Raw genomic sequence first — 20,732 nt, 5'->3', positions numbered from 1 at the left:
GAACCATATTGTTTAGCTAACCCTGATACAGTATCGCCTGCTTTAGCAGTAACTGTAGCGGCATTAGCGGCCTGAACACCACCAACCAATAAACCAGCTGCACCAGCAGTTGTTAATAATAAAGTTTTTGTCCGTTTTGTAAGTTTAATAATAAATCACTCCTGAAATTAGTTTTTTTAAGTTATTATGATTAATTTGAATTTATAGTTACTTAAGTTGTTCCGTTTGGTTCTGACAACAATGCCTATTATAGTAAGAAACTGTAACAAACAAATGCCTAAGAGGTTACAATTTTCCCTAAATTCGCAACATTGTCATTTAGTCGTAATATTTCGTCATAATAATTTCATGATTTCTTCAAAAAAGGATTTAATTTAAGAAATATTTGGAGAAGCATTCACGCCTTGGACACGTTTATGGGGAGTTTGATCGGGAAACATTAGCAAAAATAATTTTTACATCTAACCTGGGTCGTGTTTCGAAAATACTTTTACTAATAGTTTTCTGACCAATTTAGGATAAACGTATTTTCTAAAATTTTGTTTCACTAAATTCCACTAAGATAATCACTAAACTTACCGTAAATAATGGCTTTATCGGTAAATATTCAGTAAGATAGAGGCTGAAAGCTACATAATCAATTTTCTGGTAAGGGCTAAAAACTACTTGATAGTCATTTTTACCAGTCCTTAATTATTAATTGGCTTCACGAAATGAGCTTGGGGGAACAGTAATGAAAAATTGGGTCAAGATAGCACTGCTCTTGTTTTTACCGTTATTGCTCAGTGGCTGTCACAAACAAAATACCGAATCACAAAACCAACCACAAACAAATGATTCAACTAAAATTAATCGAAAAAATTACGCGTCTTCTAATGCAACTAAATCAACTAATGGCTTCAAAGCACACGAAGTTCCTGCTAGCTCTAATCAGTCCGGCGATACTCACCGAGATAGCATTATCGTCGCGCAACGTCAAAACCCCGCCAATTATTTGCCTGACGTTCGCACTGCTATTACCGGTAGCGGCCTTCGCGCCAAATTAAATACAACTGGCTTTTCATTACAACCAGCGCAACCAACCACAATCACTGCAGTAAAAAAAGCACTCAAAAATAATGACAAAGCTGGTTTTGTCACAAATCGTTTAGCTCCTTACATTATTAAGGCCAGTCAGGCTGCCAATGGGACTTCCGTAACGCTTTATAGTTCTAACAACCAAAAAGAACGGTTGCTTACCGCAAAGAGCGGTCAAATTACTTATAATCGTTTTTAGTCTTAATAAATCAAAAAGACGATCCAACTTTGAGTGTAACTATGTACTCAAAGTTGGATCGTCTTTTTATTTATTGAGGCCAGTACGTAAATTCCGCTTTTTGACGTAAAAATTGAAAGCAAATTGCTACTTTATTTTAAGCGGCGCTAACTGGGCTTCAATTTCAGCCAAATCAGTTCCCGCCTGAATCAATGCGGCCGCCGTATAAGCACTCTCAATTAAAGCCGTATTATATAAATGAATTGTTTTATCACTTAAATCCATTGCCATTTCTAAATTCATTTTGGCGCTACCTAAATCATAAAAAGCTAATAATTCATCGGCCGTATTTTCGGTAAACGCACGTTGGATCTTATTAATACTAGTTCCCACTTCATCATCATCTGTTCCACCTGCAATTGTGATGGAAACATCTGCCGCGATTTGGGTTAGCAGTGTTTTAATACCCGCCGCAATGTCCGGAACATGTGATACAACCACTACACCTAAGCTCATTTAGCACCTCCAGCTTCCAAAAGACTCGTGAACAAATAGCCGCTTGATACAGCACCAGGATCTAAGTGTCCAATGGAACTATCACCAACGTAAGACGCACGCCCTTTTGTTGCCCGCATTGGCTTGGTTGCTGCAACAGCATCATCAATAATTTTCTGTGTTAATTGACCACCTTTAGTTGCTGTAACAACTGGCGCCCACACATCAATCATCGTTTTTTCACCCGTAGTTGCACCACCACGCTTTTGTAAGCCTGCCAAACCGGCGGCCAATAAATCGGCCGTCTTCGTCGTGTCCCGGCTTGTCTTGGCCATTTCCAAAAAGGCCGTGCCGTACAATGCGCCCGAAGCGCCACCAACCTTACTGACCAATGCCATTGCAATGGCACGCAAGGCCGCGGTAGCATCGGCAGGGGTTTCTTTATTCAAGGCAGCCTCAATTGCTTCCGCACCACGGGCCAAATTATTACCGTGGTCCCCGTCACCAATTGGTGTATCTAATTCACTTAAATAATCTTTTTTTTCACTGATTTTTTTATCGAAATCATGAATCCAAGTCAAAATGATATCAGTAGTTAACATAAAACCAACCTCCTCAATTCTTAAGGTCTATTTTTGCCAAGCGCAAAAATCCTTTTTTCGGATGATAACCATTCTCCTAGTGCTCACTGCGCACACTCGAAACATGGCCCTCCTCAATTCTTAAGGTCTATTTTTGCGTCACCGCAAAAATCTTATTTTCGGATGATGACCATTCTCCTAGTGCTCACTTCGCCCACTCGAAACATGGCCCTCCTCAATTCTTAAAGTCTATTTTTGCGTCCAAGCAATCGTATTAACTGGATAATTTAAATTGTCTAACCACGAATCATCAGTTAATTTAAATAACGTTAAGGAAACACCAGCCATGTCTAAGGACGTCATGTAATTGCCTACTTTAGTAAAGGCTACGTTGACACCCTCATCTTTCAACTGATTTAAAACATCGCGCATAAAAACGAATTGTTCCATGAGTGGAGTTGCACCCATACCGTTAACTAAAACCGCAAATTTATCTCCAGCCTGGTAATTAAATGCCGCCTTCAACTTGCCTAACAATTCTTTAACTAAATCTTTCGATGGCCGCATCTTTTCTTTTCGGTAGCCTGGTTCTCCATGAATACCAACACCGTATTCCAATTCATCATCAGCTAATGTAAAGCCAGGTTTACCAACTTCTGGAACTGTCGCGCCGCTTAAGGCAACGGCAATTGTTTTAATATTTGGCAGTACTTTCTTGGCCAATGTTTCTAGCTCAGTTAGTGAGGCGCCCTGATCGGCTGCCGCTCCAAGTATCTTATGCATGAAAATGGTCCCGGCAACCCCCCGCCGACCTTGTGTGAAGGTGCTATTTTCAACCGCAATGTCATCATCAACGGTAATCGATTTAACCTCAATGCCATCTAAATCGGCCATATCTTTGGCCATATCAAAATTCATGACATCACCAGAGTAGTTCTTGATGACCATAAAAACACCTTTTCCTTGATCGGCCGCTTTGATTGCGGCGTAAATTTGATCAGGTGTTGGCGACGTGAAAACCTGACCGCAAACAGCAGCCGATAGCATTCCTTCACCGATAAAACCGGCGTGCGTTGGCTCATGGCCGCTACCACCGCCGCTAATCAGACCAACTTTCCCCGTCATTGAGGACTTGTCACTACGAACTAACGCTTCCGTCTCTGGCAATCTTTCAACAAATTGTGGGTAGGCACGAACCATGCCTTCAACCATTTCGGCAACAATATTCTTCGGATCATTCATGATTTTTTTCAACAAATACACACCTTTCTATTTGTCGTTCGACGTCATTATAGAGCATCGGAAGTCCATTCCACAACTTATAAACAAGTACAACTTCAAGCAACTTTGGCCAATCAGCCTACTTAAATTATTCCTAATAAAAAAGGGCGGCGTTCGGCCAGCCCTCATTCTAATTATTAGTTTAATTCAAAAATTTCACGTCATAGATAGATCAATTTTGAATTGACGCCGTTTGCGCAGGCGTATGTCGTTCTTGTTCAAAACGAACCTGATCAAAATCGACTTCGGCATCACGTTCCAAATTAACAGCCCATTTCTTTCGTCTTTGTACTGCCACTGTTTTATCTGTATAAACCATTTTGACAATTGAGCCCAAAAGTAACAGACAAACAAAGATAAGTGGGAAACCAGCCATTGTACAAATAGTTTGAACGGTTTTAAAACCACCAACCATAACGATCCCAAAAGCAAAGAGGATAAAAATTAATACCCAGATCATTCGGTTAAATCGGCTTGGTTCTTCACTGGCCTTTAACTTCAAACTAGTCAATGAAGAAACAATGAAGGCGGATGATGAAATTGTTGTAGCCAAGAAGATAAAACACGAAATACTATAGAAGATAAGGACGAGTGATTTAAGTGGTAACGTCGAAATAACGCTCGCAATCACCGCGGCCTGTCCCTGCGTGTTTAAAATATGAGCCAAATTTAAAATACCAGCGTGCTGCAAATATAACGAATAGCCACCTAAGATAGCGTAGAAGCTCATGCAGCCCAAGGCCCCAAATACAACCATACCGACAATAACCTGACGAATTGTCCGGCCTTTGGAAATTCGGGCAATGAACAAGCCTGTAAATGGCATGTAAGATAACCACCAGCCCCAGTAGAAGATCGTCTCACTCTTGGCAAATCCAGAACCAACATTAGATACCATGTTAGTACTTAAGGCCGCAAAATGAGTTCCTAAAATACCCAAGCTATGTCCTTCAGTAGTTAAAATGTAAAGGGTTGGTCCTACAATTAAAATAAACACTAAGAAGCCTAATGCAGTCCAGATATGGGCTGAACTCAAGCGATCAATACCGCCCTTTAATCCTCCCATAACGGTTGTGGCAAATAACGCCAATAAAATAACAAATAGTGCAAGTGTCAACCATAAGTTGTTTGGAATCCCAGTTGAGGAGCTAATTACCTTTGATAATACCGGGATTTCCATCCCAACTGAAGAACCAATGCCACCCATAATACCGACAACAACTAAGAAATCAATAAAAGTCCGTAAACTATGTTTTACTAGTCCGTCACCGTCAAGCAAGGTAATTGCCTCACTTAAACGCTGAATATTCCGGTGCTTAACGTACATTGCGTAGGCAATTGCGATGGTTGCCGAAGCAAACATCAACCAAGCCATGGGACCCCAATCAAATTGGCCAAACATACTAGCAAACGAGTAGGCCTTCTCTGAAAATGGTTTAATCCCAAATGCTGGGTGTTGTAGAAAACGAATTGGATCTACCATGCTCAACATCAAAATACTAGCATCAATGGCCGTCGCAAAGACCATACTACCCCACTGAAAATTACTATATTCGGGTTTACCAGTTTTGGTTTTACCTAACTGAATCTTTCCGTAGTGGCTTGCGGCCAAATAAATAAAAAAGATAAAGTTAATCACATAAACCGACAAATACAGCCAGCCCATATTATTCGTAATTGAAGCCATCAATGAGTTAATTCCCTGTTGCAGCGAACTACCACCAAGAATTAAAACGAGTGATGCAATAACAAACAAAATCGCTGTTGGTACAAAAACAACTTTATCAATATTTTTTCTCTTTAAAATAATTTTCCTATCACTAGCAATAGTCCAATTTACCTGATCAACATTCAGCTTAACCATCATAACCACGTCACTGATCATCCTAGTTAAGTGAATAATTCAACTGATAAGTAGAACTAAACCGAAGAGAATGTAACAAAATAGCTAAGTAACATTTACGTCGATTAACCGACGAAACATTCACCAGAAAAGTTAAATCTAATGCCAATTAGAGCCCAAAATTTAGACCTAGTTTGAGCATTAAAACGAATACTGTTAATTATTCGCAAAATTTAACCAATTTTTGTTACACACTCCCTTTAAAGGTAGCGATAGCATTGCCTTCTTTCTTTAACAATCCATTCTTTCACATCAACGGTTATGCCGTGAACTCCGGCGAATTTCGGTTAATGGCGGGTCAAATTTTAGATCGATTAAACTTAATTAATCAATCTAGAGTTCGGCCGGTCGAGACATGGTTGTTTCCCCCTCTTTTATCTGAACTAAATTTACGCTAACCACTTTGTGAAATTGATTTTGTACAATTCAACCAGCTCAGTTAATTAGTTAATTTATTCTATTATCACAAATCCAGTATACACTTATCATCTAGATAGTAAACATGCTATCGGTTATAAATGCCTAGAATCAGGCTTATTTTTGCAAACAGTTAGCCTTTTCATAATGATTTATTTATCATTATTATTAATTATGGAAAATGAAAAGTGCCACTATTTAGCGCTGTAAACAGCGCTATAGTGGCACATAGCAATAATAAATTCACATGTAATTGCTGTTTTATTTAGGTGGTACCTGAGAACTGTTTTTTAAGCAGTAATTTTGGCCAAATTAGCGTTATGTAGTGCACAAAATTGACCACTACTTTATTTCCTTTTTGAAAGCAGCAATTTTACTGCGAATCGAATCTTGATTTATCTCGGTTCAATCGGCAGCGCTAACCAAATCAATTCCAAGGCAGAATTAACACGCCTTAAATCAATCTTGCTTAATCTCCCGAATAATTCGCGCGGGATCACCAGCAATAACAACGTCATCACCAAATGATTTGGTCACAACTGAGCCGGCACCGACAACAACTCGATTTCCAAGGGTTACCCCAGGTAAGACGGTTACTCGCCCGCCAAACCAGCAACTGTTACCAATCGTAATTGGTGCGCCCATCTCAACATCAGCGTTACGCTCTTTTGCAGTAATTGGGTGCACTGGCGTGTACAAACCAATGTTGGGGCCAAAGTAACAATGATCACCAATTGTAATCGGACAGGTATCTAAGAATGTCATGTCATAATTACCATAAAAGTGGTCCCCAATGTGAATATTGAAGCCGTAATCAAATTTAAAGTCACTTTCAACAAAAAAGTCGTCCCCAGTAGCAGCCAATAATTCTTTAAAACGTTGATTTCGATCATCGTTATCAGTAATCTGATTGACCTCTTGTAATTGTTGCCGCATAAATACACGACGTTTAATCAACTCTGGATCAAATTGTTTGTAAGGTTCGCCGGCAGTCATCTTTTCACGTTCTGTGCGATTTGTTTTCATTTCTTTTTTCATATTTCTAATGCTAACATAAACCTTAAAAAATGGTAAATCAGCATTTTAAAATTGTAGTAATAAATATCCAATCGCACCAAGTATGATTAAAAACAGGCCATTGATAATGGCAAAAGTTCTGAGGAAATGATCATTGGGCGTATTGGTATTAAGCCGGTATTGTTTATAGGCTAAAAGGTTCGCTAAGGAAGCCAGAAGTGTTCCAATCCCGCCAATATTAACTCCTAAAAATAAAGCGTGAACTTGCTGTGTAAACTTGGCTAGCAAAACAACGGCTGGCACATTACTAATAACTTGACTAGTTAAGAGTCCACTTAAATAAACCAACCACTCTTTTCGCTCCAATACGGAAAAAAAGTGGGCAACTGGCGCAAACCGTCCAATATTCCCAACGGCAATAAAGAAACAGACAAAGGTTAACAATAATCCATAGTCCACTTCACTTAGTAACTTGGGTCGGTACAATAACGCGGCCAAGACAACTGCAAGGACGGCCACAAAACTTGGCACCAACGAAAAAACAACTGAAAAAGTTAAAAGTGTCACTGGAATTAAGTACAACAGTGGTGATTTATCCACCTTGATTGTTTTCAATTTAGGCAACGTTAGTGGTGTCTTTTTAAAAAATAATAACGTACTTAAAAGTAATAGTAGACTGACAAGCATCAGCGGCGCCGACATGCGAAAAAAGGTGCCAATCGAGAGTCGGTAATGGGAGAGTAGAAAAAGATTTTGCGGATTTCCAAACGGCGTAAAACTACTGCCTAAATTAGCCGCAATGGTAATTAAGGTGACTGGCACTGGTGTCGCAAATTTTAATTTAGTCGCTATCAATAACAATAGTGGTACAAAGGTAATAATCGCAACATCGTTGGTTAAAAACATCGCACTAAAAAAGGCTAACAAAATTAAGTATCCCTGTAATTGGCGAAAATGCCGACTTCGTTTAACTAAGTAAATTGCCCAATAATCTAAAACATGCATTGCCTGATAAATTTTAACCAACAATAACAATGAAAACAAAGTAAGCAGCATTGTGCTATTAATGTCCGACCACTTTGGCTGACTTAGTAATAGGCTGAATAATGCAACAATCAGCGCACACACTAATAATTTGTCGTGCCGTAATCGACTTAACATCCTCCCACCCACTTTTGCTTTACCTCTAGTCTGCCATGTGAAAGTTGCATAACGCAAATTTTATACAGCACAAGTTGAACTGGCCAAGAGTGTTTCGAAAAGTGGTTGGATTTTACTCCGCAATTGAGGATTATGAGTAGCTTTGCCTACAATATCTATCGGACTAAGATAAACCGAAGTCCGAGTCGCAGTACAAAACACTAATAATCTTGATGCTCCCCGTTGTCCATTCAACTATGGCAAGCACCGGAACCTATTTTTTCACACAAGCTTATACTAAATTGATTAAGAAAGAACTCGTAAAGTTATTTTCCAAACAGACCTAGGCTCTAGCTCAGTTAACCTAGTTCAATTTGCTTTATGAGAATTTAGATGGTTGACAGCCTGAAAAATGCGTGTATTATTAAAACCAAGTTAATATTTGGCTATGAAGAGAAGAGTAAATCCAATTTATTTCACAGAGAGCTTCGGCAGCTGCAAAGAAGTAATTAAGTTGGTTTGAAGATGATCTCCGAGCCTTGATGTGCTGGTCAATTGGCTAGAAATCCGTTAGCAAACGTTATATTGCCACAGTATTACTGCAGCTTTGGTGTACTGTTTGAGGTTTAAATTATGAAATTTAAACAAAATTGGGTGGTAACACGACAAAACGTCCCAACATTGTGTCGACAATGTTGGGACGTTTTTGTTTTTTTAACGGTTAGCTTTTGGAGGTGTTTATATGAGTTGGACTGTGATCCAACAGAGTTTACCTATTTTTGAGAAGGCCTTCTGGCTCACACTAAAATTATCGTGCTACGGTATTATTGGTGCTAGTCTACTGGGGCTTTTCGCAAGTTTCATTCGTTATTTTCAAATACCAGTGGCCAAACAACTGGTAAATATCTACATTGAATTATCCCGTAACACGCCTTTATTAATTCAATTATTTTTTATCTATTATGCGTTTCCCGAAATTGGACTAAAAATTCCGGCTCAAACTAGCGGTATTATTGGTCTCGTATTTCTTGGCGGTAGTTACATGGCCGAAGCTTTTTCTGGTGGTCTGGACGGTGTTCCTAAGGTTCAGATTGAATCTGGCAAGGCAATTGGCCTTTCTAACCTCCAACTGGCCCGTTACGTTATTTTTCCACAGGGACTGGCTCTAAGTGTTCCCGCAATTGCGGCAAATGTCATCTTTTTAATTAAAGAAACATCAATTTTTACGGTGATTGCTATTCCGGGATTAACCAACACTGCTTTAGACCAGATTGGCATGTACTATCACACCGATGAATCACTGTTTGTTTTGGTGATTGGCTACGCGATTATCCTCATTCCACTGTCGCTTATTTTAACTTGGTTGGAAAGGAGGGCTCGTTATGGCACATTCGGGCATTAATATTTTATTCGAAGGTCGTAATCTCACTCGCCTTCTAGGTGGACTTTGGATCTCCGCTAAAATTGCTTTCATCGCAATTGTGCTAGGCATTCTACTTGGCATTATCTTAGGAATGCTGCGAACGTTAAAAAATCCGCTGCTACGCGTAATTTTGCGCCTTTACTTAGAATTTTTCAGAATTGTTCCGACGGTCGTTCTTTTATTTTTGTTCTATTATATCTTGCCACAAAATTTTCACATCAACTTAAACGCCGAAGTGGTTGCCACCTTAGTCTTTACCTTATGGGTCGCAGCTGAGATGAGTGACATTGTCCGCAGTGGATTAATTTCAGTTCCTAGGCACCAAGTTGATGCAGGTAAAGCAATTGGTTTAACAACCCCACAGCTTTACCGTTACGTTTTATTACCCCAATCAATTCAGTTAATGATTCCAGCAACTATTAATTTAACGACGCGGGTAATTAAAACAACTTCACTTCTACTATTAATTAGTGTTATGGACGTCATCAATGTTGGTCAACAAATTATTGAAGCCAATAACCAACATTATCAAAACGGTGCCTTTTGGATTTACGGTTTTATCTTTATTTTATACTTCATCTTATGTTACCCACTATCCGTTTGGGCCCGGCATATTGAGCGAAAGGAGAAACTACGTAATAATGGTTGATACATTACTTAAAGTTGAACACTTAAATAAGGCTTACGGCACAAAACAAGTGCTCCACGATATTAATTTTTCAGTTACTCCAGGTAGTGTAACTGTTCTACTCGGACCATCTGGTTCTGGTAAAAGCACGCTGATTCGTTGTCTTAACGGCTTGGAAGAATTTCAAAGTGGGCAATTAAGCTTTGAAGACCAACCAATTAAACCAACGCCTAAAACTTGGCAACAGCTACGTCAGAAAATTGGAATGGTTTTTCAAAGTTACGATCTTTTTCCAAATTTAACAGTTATCGACAACATTTTGCTAGGTCCCTTAAAGGTTCAAAAACGTAGCAAAACCGAGGCCTTAAAACAGGCAACACAACTTTTAAAAGAGGTTGATTTAACTGATTACGCGGATGCTTTTCCCCGGCAATTATCTGGCGGCCAAAAACAGCGGATCGCAATTGTTCGCGCATTAGCGTTAAACCCTGAATTCATGTTATTTGATGAAGTAACGGCTTCCCTTGATCCAGAAATGGTTCGTGGTGTCTTGGAAGTCATGCTAAATTTAGCAAAACGTAAAATGACTATGTTAGTTGTAACGCACGAAATGAACTTTGCACAACAGATTGCTGACAACGTCTTATTTTTAGAGGACGGTGCTATTTTGGAGAAAACCCAGGGAAAGCAATTCTTTACGCATCCACAAACCGATCGGGCCCGTGAATTTCTTGATAGTATGGCATTTTAAAGCTTAAGTCGTGTTTCGAAATGGAACAAAAGGGCTAGTCTCTGACCATTTCCGATCGTTAGTCTAAAACGTGCGCCAAAAATCTGGGTAGTAAATTTAAAATTATTTTGGAGGTTGATTTTTTATGAAAAAAGGAAGAATTTTAACCGGCTTACTCGCCGCAGCATCAGTTTTTGCATTAGCTTTTACAACACCGCAACCAACTAAGGCTGCTAGTAACCCTTCTAGTGTTAGCGCAATTAAAAAACGAGGCACAATTAAAGTCGCCGTCTTTGGCGATTTACCACCTTACGGCTGGGTTAACAAGGATGGCAAACGAACTGGTTACGACATTGCCTTAGCTAAACAAATTGGTAAAGATTTAAATACCAAAGTGAAATTTGTTCAGGTTAACGCCGATAGCCGTGTTGATGCCTTAAAATCAAACAAAGTTGATATTGTTTTGGCCAACTTCACCGTCACCCCTGAACGTAAACAAGTTGTTGCTTTTGCTAAACCTTACATGAAAGTCTCAGTTGGTGTCGTTTCACCTAAGAAAAAAGTAATTACAAAGGTGAACCAGTTGGACGGTAAAAACTTAATTGTTACTAAAGGAACAACGGCTGAGAGTTACTTCACCCAAAAACAACCAAAAGTTCAATTACAAAAATACGATTCAAAAACACAGCAATTTAACGCTTTGAAAAATGGCCGTGCCGTTGCTCTGGCTGATGATAATTCATACCTTTACGCTTGGGTTAAGAATCACCCTAACTACAAGGTTGGTATCAAGCATTTAGGCCCTAATCAGTACATTGCTCCTGGGATCAAGAAAGGCAATACCAGCTTGTTGAACTGGACAAATAAAGAAATCAACAAATTAAACAAGAACGGTTTCTTCAAGACTGATTACAACCAAAACCTCAAACCATACTTTGGTTCTGATGTTTCAGCAAAAGATATTATTATCACTAAATAAAATTTATAAAATAGTAAAGAGGTCGCCCGAATTAGGTAAAAATCTAATTCGGGCGACCTCTTTTATTGAGTTTGGTTTCGTAATTTTTCGGATCTCTTCTGTCCATATAAATAATAACAACCAGTTATGACCAGATTTTTATTTCTGCATAAAAGCCAGATAGTAACCAATTGCAGAAACTGTTTGGGCAGAGTGAATAACACCTTGCTGGACCAATTCTTTGACCTTTGTGAACGGCATTAATTGACTGTTAACAAACTCATCTTGATCAAAGTGTTTGGCGGCCAACATTTCCCGGGAAATATCAGCTAAAATTAAGGTTACCTTTTCATCCGTGAAGCCTTCTGATGACGTCACAGTTGTCATTTCACGCAAGTTGGTCGCAACATAGCCCGTTTCTTCTTGAAGTTCACGTTTAGCGGCTGCTAAAACGTCTTCACCTGGATTAATTAAACCAGCAGGCAAAGCTATATTCTCTGAATTAGTACCAGCCCGGTATTCGACATTAATCAAGACTTGCTGATCAGAGGTCATTGCCAACATTGCCACTGCCGGCCGGTGCTGCACAACATCCCGCTGAATGGTTAAATCATCAGGCGTTTTAATCTTCTGCTGAACTAGACTAAAAATAGGTCCAACGTAGAGCACCTTCTCCGCTAAAATATTTCCCTGACGGCCAATTTTTACTGTCATCTTTAATCCCCTCATTTCACGTTTACTCTTAGTATAAGGCACGTACGAAATTATAGTCGACCTAACTAACAAAGATAGTGCCGGAAACTCAGTTAATGATTGAATTTCCGGCACTATCCTTGTTAATTATTTTAGTTTACTGAAGAATTTTGCAAATCAGCGGAAGGTACTTTTTTGGTCTTAGGTTGCAAATGTTTTAAACCTACACCAGTAAAACCGCTTAAGATCGATAATACTGGGCACAAAAGACTAAAAAAAACAAATGGTAAGTAATGAATCGTTGGTACCCCAAGCGTATTTGCTAAGAAAACACCGCCAACGCCCCAAGGAACTAAGTAGTTAATGACCGTGCCACCATCTTCAAGTACACGCCCTAAGGCATCATTGGCCAAACCGCCATCGTTAAACGCTTTTTTAAACGCACGTCCAGGTAAAATAATTGATAAAAATTGTTCCCCAACGAAGATATTAACCCCAAGACAAGTAACAATCCCGGCAGTCACTAACTTACCATCACTATTTAAGTGTTTGGCTAAAGGCGTCATTACGGCGCTAATCAAACCAAACTTCACTAATAGGCCCCCCAGTGACAGAGTTAGAACAATTAACGCAACGGTTGGCATCATACTAACAATGCCCCCACGAGATAATAACGTGTTCACCGTAGCGTTGCCAGTTTTAGCTACAAAGCCATCCGTAATGATTGACGCCAACTGTTTAATAGGGAGGCTAGGTTGTTCGATAAAAATCATGGCACTAGTCACAAGAACATTGAGTAACATCGTTGGGACGGCGGGCATTTTGAAACCGGCACAAACAAAAACTAGTAAAATCGGAATAATTGCCCAAAAAGAAATGTTAAAGTGTGTGTTCAAAACAGCAACAGTTTGATTAATTTTGACTAAACTCGTGGTCGCATCGTCGTGACCAATGATGGCAAATAGAATAAACGTTAAAACACCGGCTGGCAACGTTGACCAAAGTAAATTCTTAATGTGCTGAAAAAGATCCGTATCGACGACAGCCGAAGCCAAATTATTTGTTTCGGAAAGTGGTGATAATTTATCGCCAAAAATTGCACCAGAAATAATTGCACCAGCAACCATCGCCGGATTTAAATTCATCGTAATTCCCATCCCCATAAATGCAATTCCGACAGTTGATGAAACAGTGAAGGCACTCCCAACTGCCGCACCAACTAAGGTACAAACTACAAAAACTGAGGGTAAGAACCAGCGAACGCTAATAATCTTAAAACCAAGTACCATTAAAGATGGAATCGTGCCTGAAGCAATCCACGTACTAATCATGGCGCCGATTAAAATAAAAATAAAAATCGGAATGATGCCCTTTTCGATTCCTTCTTTAATCCCGCTATTCACACTTTCCCAATCAAAATGGCGTAGTTTGGCCCACAGAATAACAACACTCATCGCCAACATTACGGGAACTTGTGGTGATAGACCAAAACCAATGACGCCAACACCCATAATGCCTAAAACGATGATTAAAATTAAACCTGCTTCCACAACGTTTACTTTTTGAATTTTTTTCATTTTATTTACCTCTTTCAATTTTTCAAACCAACTTTGTCAAATTCGTTTAAAAAATCAGTAACGAGGCATCCCACCACAAGTTTTCAACATTTATCCGCACTCTTTTCTCAAAATTTTGGCCATAAAAAAATCCCTACTGCAAATAATTGCAATAGGGACGATTTACCGTGGTACCACCCAGTTTGAAAGTAAGTCAAACTTACCCTCCACTCACTAGATGATAACGGAATCTAGTTATTAGCCGTTCAAAATTGAAACTCCGCCAAAGTATTTGGTTAAATTATCCTGATCGATTCGCAGCACCCACCGACTTTCTGACACCCAGATAATTAAACTACTTCATGTATGACGTTCAACGTTCATTTATGAGATTAATAAGAGCTTATCACGCTAATTAATGAGTGTCAACTAATTTTTATCATTTAATTTTAATCTAAAGAGTATTTGAAAAAGCGGTTAGCTTCTGAGGATTAGCCTGCGTTACGCAGTGAACCCAAAAACGACTTTTGGCCCACTCCCGCTCTAAATGGCTAATCTTTTTAAATTTTGCCTGTGCCTGCCACGCAATACTAACTAATCGCTTACTAGTCGCTTGCCGTAAATAACCTACGTCTAACCCGGCAAAACGAACACGATCTAGTGCGTCCGCATCTTTAAAGTAGGCCAACAATCTAATTCGGCGTCCAGCAGCCCGATCGTTATACGCCGCCTTAAAATCCACTGCTGCCTGCTGCTCATCACGGCAATGATACGCAACTAGATCTAAAATTGTGTGCATATCATTTTTGGTCAACTCAGGAATAGGCGCATTACTCGTACTATTTAATGGCGCTAACACCTGCAAATTAAACGCCGTCGTCAGGGCCGTATAATTGGCCGTTTGCTTGGTCATTTCAAATAAGGCCAAAAAATTTTCAACTGCTAGCTCCCCGTGACTTGTTTCTGCAGTATTATCAAAACGCCCGATATCATGTAGCGCCGCGGTTAACAGTAGAACAAGCGCATCCCGCTGCGCCATTTGATCTAATTGCGCCAACAATAAGCAATAATACATATCGTGCTTAAAATGCGCCAGACCATGATCCGTAATTTGCTTTTTTGGCCAAAATTTTAATTTTGTTTTATTCGTTAATAAATTAACCAAAAAATCTTGGTACCACTGACCAAAGGAACTATTAAGTGCGGCACGCCGCGTAATTTTAAAATCAAATTGCGTAAATGTCTGCAAGTTATCGAGTTCCGCCTGTTCTAACGTAAACGGTGGTTGGCCAGTGCCACCTTGCGTTTGTGCAGTTTGCCAAACGCCATCTAAATGAGCTCGTAAATAATTTGCGGCATTTGTTCCATTAAAATCCCAACCTGTCGTTATTGCAGGGTCCACAGTACCACGATAAACATTTCTCACGTTATTTTTCTCCTCATAATTGTTGATTTATATCAGATTAGTTATAAAATTTGCTTAACTGTTGTTAGGTTAAAAGATGTCACAATTTTTAATTTTCTTATTGGCCTTCCCTACAGTATAAACCAGATACACTCACTTATTATTCAATTTATATTTACCATTTCACCAAATTAGTGTCAGTATTAGGTCAAGCATATCTTTACTTTTTAACACGTAAACTTGATATGCTTTACTTATTCTGACCGAAGAATCATTAGTTTAAATCGAAAGGATGATTTTATGAAGCTTGCTTTAACTATTTTACTATTAAATGCCGGATACATTACATTAAATACTTTACGAACAATGTTAGTTGTTCGCCGTTCGCGTTATCTCGCACCCTTACTTGCCGTTGTCGAAGAATTAGTTTACGTTATTGCTTTGGCAATCGCGTTGCAGAACATTGATAAACCACTTAACGTTGCTGCATATGCGATTGGTTTCGGGATTGGGATTTACCTCGGCATTTTGTTGGAGGATCGGGTGGCCTTAGGTTACGTTAATTTCCAAGTTACCGTCCAAATTAACGATGACGCACCTAATTATCAACAAAATCATGATTTACCTGAAAAATTACGTGACCGTGGTTATGGTGTCACCGAAACCTGGGGCTACGGTCGTGATGGTGCCCGTTTAATTCTTAGCATTTTGGCACCGCGGAAGGCCGATAAACGTTTAATGCAATCGATCAAGGAATTATCGCCAGAGGCATTTGTCATGGTTGAAGAGCCCACTGAATTTTCTGGAGGGTTTTGGAGCAAGGAAGTTGATCACCGTTTTCGCAATGTAATGAAGAAAAAAAAGAAGGATTAAATTCAGAAACCAGCTCAAGGCAGCCAGATCCCACTTTACGATTGAAAATTATTGCTGCCCCCGCTAACTTTGTCGCTTGAATTTACCGATTTTCGGCAACAATTGTGTTTGAAAATCACTTCTACAAGAATATTTCTTGACCAAACTGGCGTAAGTGTGTTTGAAAAAATACATTTACGCCAGTTTTGTTATGAAATGTTGATGAAAGCCATTTTTAAATCTGACTTAAATTAGAATAACTATTTATTTGTAATTTAGCATTAATTAATCAGCAACTAAGTAAAAGCAGTCTTTCCAGTTGATAATGATTATTAAAAGAAAACTATACTATTAAACGTTTTCTTGCTATAATAAGTTTGTACTAAATGAAATTTAGGAGGCTGATTTTTAATGAAGGTTATTGTTGTCGGTTCATCACATGGTGGTTATGAGGCAGTCCGTGAGACACTTTCTGACTATCCAGACGCAAAAATTCAGTGGTACGAAAAAGGTGATTTTCTCTCCTTCCTATCTTGTGGGATGCAGCTCTACTTAGAGGGCGTGGTCAAGGACGTTAACAGCGTTCGCTATGCCACTCCTGAAGGCATGAAGGCCAAGGGTGTTGACGTCTATACTCGTGAAGAAATCACTGCAGTTGATCCAAAAAAACATACTGTTCACGTTCAAAATCATAATGATGGTTCCGAACGCGACGAGAATTACGATAAATTAGTTCTTAGTCCTGGTGCCAACCCTGCAGAACTTAAGGTTCCTGGCCGTGACCTAGACAATATCTATAGCATGCGTGGTCGTGATTGGGCAATTAAGCTCAAGCAAAAGACCGTTGATCCAGACGTCCAAAACGTTGTCGTTATCGGCTTTGGAATTGAGCTTGCTGAAATCTACTCACTTGCTGGTAAACACGTTACTTTCATTGACCAGCCTGATCGTTTATTCTCAGCGTACTTAGACAAAGAATTCACCGATATCTTGACGGATGAAATGACTAAGCATAATATTACGCCTGCTCCTGGTCAAACTGTTCAGCGCTATGAAGGTCAAGCCGGAAAAGTTACTAAGGTTATTACCGATAAGGGTGAATATCCAGCTGATCTTGTTGTCGAGGCCACTGGTACAACCTACGCAACTGATTGGTTGAGCGATACGCTTGAATTAGACAAAAAAGGTCGAATCAAGACTAACGAATATATGCAAACTAGCCAACCCGATATTTTTGCTGTTGGTGACGCAACGATGGTTAAATTTGGCCCTGCTGGAAACGCACTTGCTCCTATTCCATCAGCAACCAATGCTCGTCGTCAAGGTCGTTTTGCTGGTAAGAATTTAGTTAATGCTAGTCAACCTGTCCCAAGTGTTAATGGCTCAGTGGCTTACTCATTATTTGACTATAAGTTTGCTTCAACAGGTGTTAAAGAAGCCACTGCTGGCTTCATGGGCCTTGATGTTAAAGCAGTTTTAGTCAAAGATACTGCTCGTCCAGCATTTGTTCCTGATGAAGCTGGTAACGCTCCTGTTTGGTTTAAGTTAATTTACGAACCAAAGACTCGTCGCGTTTTAGGCGGTCAAATCATGTCTACTTTAAATGAAACAGCCAATATTAACGCAATTTCCGTTGCAATTTCTGCTAAGTGGACAATTGACGATTTAGCTTATGCTGATTTCTTCTTTATGCCAAACTTTAATCGTCCGTGGAATATCATGAACGTTGCAGCACAAAACGCAATGGCAATTGAAGACGGTCACCAACAAATTACTGACTAATTAAATTTTTTAAAGTATTGTAAAGTAATCTTTTCTTACGTTATAACTTTAATAGGGGCGAGGCTGGGACAAAAATCCTAGCCTCGTTTTTATTTCCCCGTGCATATTACTCTAGAACGTACGCCAAAAGCGACTTTTATTCCACTCCTACCTCTATTTAGCTACCTAATTTTTACATTAGCCTGAAAAAAAGAACTGAAAATCCAAAATTAACCGGCAACAATTTAAAATAAGTTTCCCCTAAAAATACTGCTACTTTCATTTTTTGATAATAATCTTTAAAATTACACTAGGAATCTTACTAAAGCAACATTAATCCTTTCCAAGCACCGTTCAAAAGCTGTAGAATAGAATTATAGAGAATAATTTTACGTTATAACAATTAACAGCTTTGGCGCAAAGCAACTGTTCTGGCGTTAATTAAATAAAAATTCGGGGGAGTTTCGCTAATGGATACGGAAAAATGTTTAAACTACCAAAAACAGTTTTTTATCGATTTTGCGCAGGCATGGCACGATCGTTCAGATTTAGAACTCTATCGTAAAATTGATACAACGGCCTCATCTCTTCGTTTAGAGACCTCGGAAGTACCGGCCTATATTCTGGCCTACGATAAACAAGCACAAGCTGAGCTTAAAGCCTATTTACAAAGAGGCCTTACCAAATGGTTACGCACTTATATTCCTTTCTTCGAAATTAACAGTGAAGGAGTTGTTATGTTTGGTGATTGGTACCACCGTCGTCAATTTGGTGTTTTAGACGTGTGGAATCGACAAATTATTCAAACGGATGAATTGCAACAACAAATTCTCCCTGAGCTTGAAGGTTACGAAAAGGACAATGATAACTACTTACAGAATCGATTAGATCAATTACACGAGCAGCTTTACCAAGAGGCCAACGAATTACATGCCGATCTAGATCGAGCAACAGAAAACGCGGACTCTGCCGTAGCACAGTCCCGCCTAAATCGGGATAAGGCACCACAACAGAATAGTGGCCGCTTAAAAAATTTACTTAATTTTATGGACAATAATTCTGGAAATGAAGAGACCGCGGACTCTGAAACAACCACTCCCGCACCAAATGCGGCAGAAATTGATGATCTAAAGACTCGTTTTACCGCCGCCAAACAATTGGCCGATACCCATTATGATGAGCAAAAACGACAGTTAGAAGTTGAAGTGGCCGTCATTCGCTACGAATACCAAGCAATCGTCAATCAGTATAGCTCGCTAACTCAATTTGAAAATGCACTGGTTCATATTCAAGAAAGCTATTTAGATAATCTTCAGGTAGCACCTAATCTAGCTAGCGAAGGAGATGACCAGCATGCTTAATTTTAACCAGCCACAGCTAAGAGATCTAATTGCTGCACCAGCAGATATTGGCCAAATTCGGCAAACAACGATGACCCTTTACCAAAAACAGCGCCAGTACGTTATTGATAAACAACAATGGATGCAAAATGATCAGGCACTACTAGAGCTAACTGCCAGTTATACGCGCGTTTTCGCCGATAAAATCTGGGAGGCCTTTAATAACGATAAGTTAATCAGCCAGGCTGAATTATTGGAACACATTTGGATGAATGTTGCGTCGGATACTAATCAACGGCTGGCAATCAATCTTAACTACGCTAGTGACGACGGTCAAAATAACACAATCTTATTTTCAATTAACGAGGCGTTGACAGCCAAGGCTTACTTAACGGCCCAACATTTACCAACGCTACAACAAATCAAAGAAAACGCTTCTGAGGCCTACTTTATGGATGAGGAACAATTTCCTGCCCTTATGCAAATGATCAAACTGCTTTATGCGGCTAAAATTCAATTTCAAACACCGCGGGAAACTGTCCTGCAACCAGTTAATAACCTGAACTTTAAAGTTATTTTCCCGGCGGACAAGAGCTTTTCAACTCGGACAATCGTTACTGATAACGTTCATGAACCGGCCAAGCTTAGCATCAATATTGGCAATTTTGATGTTCGTCATTTTAAAGTTAACGATGATGAAAAAAATGACGTGACGGATCTCGGCCGTTCCAAAATATCCGATAGTGGTCTATTTACTTGGGAAGCCGAAACAATTCCTGATCTACTAAACCATGAATTAACCTTAACCATTTCGGCGGTTGAAGTTGATGCATTACCTTGTCTAGAGGATCTTTTTGTGACCTCTTCCAGTAATAATATTTTAATGAAAACTGGTAGTACGATTGGTACTTATAAGTTAGAATTACCAAATCAAAAAGAACTTGAACTAACAATTAACTCACAAAATGAAACATTGAGCCTCCACTATCCCGATCCAGAAACCCAAATTTATGAATTGAATCACCTCTATCCATTCTTTAGTAAATGGTTGGATCTCGCTATTCAAGCAAATTAAAAAGGCTAAAAAAGTGGCTCTATACTTTTTCCTGTTGATAGTTTACAAATGGTAAACTATTAACAGGATTTTTTGTGCCTTTGAATTTACAATTTAAGGACAGAAAAAGAGCTCACAGCCCTCATCCAAAAAATCCACCCACTACAGTATCATTTGAAAGGATATGAGAAAACCGTGAACCCTATAGACAATCATATAAAATTTGCGCTCAGTATTAAAGAC

The 20,732-nt window shown here is 39.2% G+C and carries 18 protein-coding genes and 1 other annotated feature; of the genes, 9 read left to right on the top strand and 9 right to left on the bottom strand.

The annotated features are described in order from the left end of the window. The first annotated feature begins 733 nt into the window (after positions 1–733). Positions 734–1,276 (top strand): hypothetical protein, encoded by a 543-nt coding sequence (locus EKM61_RS08930; protein WP_068225671.1) that lies wholly within the window; start codon positions 734–736, stop codon positions 1,274–1,276. Positions 1,277–1,402: 126 nt separating this feature from the next. Here the strand turns inward: EKM61_RS08930 and dhaM are convergent, their stop codons facing one another. The 6 genes from dhaM to EKM61_RS08900 form a co-directional block, all read right to left on the bottom strand. Continuing rightward, positions 1,403–1,771, bottom strand: coding sequence for a dihydroxyacetone kinase phosphoryl donor subunit DhaM (gene dhaM, locus EKM61_RS08925; protein ID WP_068225672.1), 369 nt, complete (start codon positions 1,769–1,771; stop codon positions 1,403–1,405). After that, positions 1,768–2,352, bottom strand: a complete 585-nt coding sequence (gene dhaL / locus EKM61_RS08920) for a dihydroxyacetone kinase subunit DhaL (protein WP_068225673.1) — start codon at positions 2,350–2,352, stop codon at positions 1,768–1,770. Before dhaL ends, dhaM begins: the two co-directional genes overlap by 4 nt. A gap of 228 nt (positions 2,353–2,580) precedes the next feature. Next, a complete protein-coding gene (dhaK, locus tag EKM61_RS08915) occupies positions 2,581–3,585 on the bottom strand; it encodes a dihydroxyacetone kinase subunit DhaK (RefSeq protein WP_068225674.1) in 1,005 nt (334 codons plus the stop codon). Between the two features lie 199 nt (positions 3,586–3,784). Further along, the gene (locus EKM61_RS08910; protein ID WP_225359723.1) at positions 3,785–5,479 is read right to left on the bottom strand and encodes a BCCT family transporter; all 1,695 of its coding nucleotides are present in this window, start codon (positions 5,477–5,479) and stop codon (positions 3,785–3,787) included. Positions 5,480–6,391: 912 nt separating this feature from the next. Continuing rightward, positions 6,392–6,970 carry a sugar O-acetyltransferase gene (locus EKM61_RS08905; protein WP_225359718.1) on the bottom strand — a complete coding sequence of 193 codons (579 nt, stop codon included), beginning with the start codon at positions 6,968–6,970 and terminating at the stop codon, positions 6,392–6,394. Positions 6,971–7,015: 45 nt separating this feature from the next. Beyond that, the gene (locus EKM61_RS08900; RefSeq protein WP_125636195.1) at positions 7,016–8,110 is read right to left on the bottom strand and encodes an SLC13 family permease; all 1,095 of its coding nucleotides are present in this window, start codon (positions 8,108–8,110) and stop codon (positions 7,016–7,018) included. A 418-nt stretch (positions 8,111–8,528) separates the two neighbouring features. Continuing rightward, positions 8,529–8,770, top strand: a binding site (T-box leader). A gap of 61 nt (positions 8,771–8,831) precedes the next feature. Between EKM61_RS08900 and EKM61_RS08895 the strand changes: the two genes are divergently transcribed. The 4 genes from EKM61_RS08895 (at position 8,832) to EKM61_RS08880 (ending at position 11,849) form a co-directional block, all read left to right on the top strand. Further along, entirely contained in the window at positions 8,832–9,491 is a 660-nt protein-coding gene (locus EKM61_RS08895) for an amino acid ABC transporter permease (RefSeq protein ID WP_075168897.1), read from the top strand. Beyond that, positions 9,472–10,161, top strand: a complete 690-nt coding sequence (locus EKM61_RS08890; protein ID WP_068225678.1) for an amino acid ABC transporter permease — start codon at positions 9,472–9,474, stop codon at positions 10,159–10,161. The genes EKM61_RS08895 and EKM61_RS08890 overlap by 20 nt, the downstream gene beginning before the upstream one ends. Next, positions 10,154–10,891, top strand: a complete 738-nt coding sequence (locus tag EKM61_RS08885) for an amino acid ABC transporter ATP-binding protein (protein WP_068225679.1) — start codon at positions 10,154–10,156, stop codon at positions 10,889–10,891. The genes EKM61_RS08890 and EKM61_RS08885 overlap by 8 nt, the downstream gene beginning before the upstream one ends. A 124-nt stretch (positions 10,892–11,015) precedes the next feature. Further along, a complete protein-coding gene (locus EKM61_RS08880; protein WP_068281208.1) occupies positions 11,016–11,849 on the top strand; it encodes a transporter substrate-binding domain-containing protein in 834 nt (277 codons plus the stop codon). 138 nt (positions 11,850–11,987) lie between these two features. Here the strand turns inward: EKM61_RS08880 and EKM61_RS08875 are convergent, their stop codons facing one another. The 3 genes from EKM61_RS08875 to EKM61_RS08865 form a co-directional block, all read right to left on the bottom strand. Next, complete coding sequence (locus EKM61_RS08875) at positions 11,988–12,542, bottom strand: NUDIX hydrolase (protein ID WP_100070788.1); 555 nt, start codon at positions 12,540–12,542, stop codon at positions 11,988–11,990. Positions 12,543–12,673: 131 nt separating this feature from the next. Then, entirely contained in the window at positions 12,674–14,098 is a 1,425-nt protein-coding gene (gene nhaC / locus EKM61_RS08870) for a Na+/H+ antiporter NhaC (RefSeq protein ID WP_068225682.1), read from the bottom strand. A 433-nt stretch (positions 14,099–14,531) separates the two neighbouring features. Continuing rightward, positions 14,532–15,503: a hypothetical protein gene (locus tag EKM61_RS08865; RefSeq protein WP_068225683.1), complete on the bottom strand. Its 972-nt coding sequence runs from the start codon at positions 15,501–15,503 to the stop codon at positions 14,532–14,534. A gap of 279 nt (positions 15,504–15,782) precedes the next feature. On the opposite strand from EKM61_RS08865, the gene EKM61_RS08860 reads away from it, so the two are divergent. The 4 genes from EKM61_RS08860 (at position 15,783) to EKM61_RS08845 (ending at position 20,510) form a co-directional block, all read left to right on the top strand. Beyond that, positions 15,783–16,355, top strand: coding sequence for a DUF2179 domain-containing protein (locus tag EKM61_RS08860; protein ID WP_068225684.1), 573 nt, complete (start codon positions 15,783–15,785; stop codon positions 16,353–16,355). A 390-nt stretch (positions 16,356–16,745) separates the two neighbouring features. Continuing rightward, positions 16,746–18,116 carry an FAD-dependent oxidoreductase gene (locus tag EKM61_RS08855; protein WP_068225685.1) on the top strand — a complete coding sequence of 457 codons (1,371 nt, stop codon included), beginning with the start codon at positions 16,746–16,748 and terminating at the stop codon, positions 18,114–18,116. Positions 18,117–18,565: 449 nt separating this feature from the next. After that, entirely contained in the window at positions 18,566–19,456 is an 891-nt protein-coding gene (locus tag EKM61_RS08850; RefSeq protein WP_068225686.1) for a hypothetical protein, read from the top strand. Next, positions 19,449–20,510, top strand: coding sequence for a hypothetical protein (locus EKM61_RS08845; protein ID WP_068225687.1), 1,062 nt, complete (start codon positions 19,449–19,451; stop codon positions 20,508–20,510). Before EKM61_RS08850 ends, EKM61_RS08845 begins: the two co-directional genes overlap by 8 nt. Positions 20,511–20,732: the final 222 nt, after the last annotated feature.

It is taken from the genome of Loigolactobacillus backii, from assembly GCF_003946275.1.
Taxonomy (GTDB): domain Bacteria; phylum Bacillota; class Bacilli; order Lactobacillales; family Lactobacillaceae; genus Loigolactobacillus; species Loigolactobacillus backii.
The sequence above is the reverse complement of the archived record's forward strand: the minus strand, read 5'-3'. Positions and strand labels throughout refer to the sequence as shown.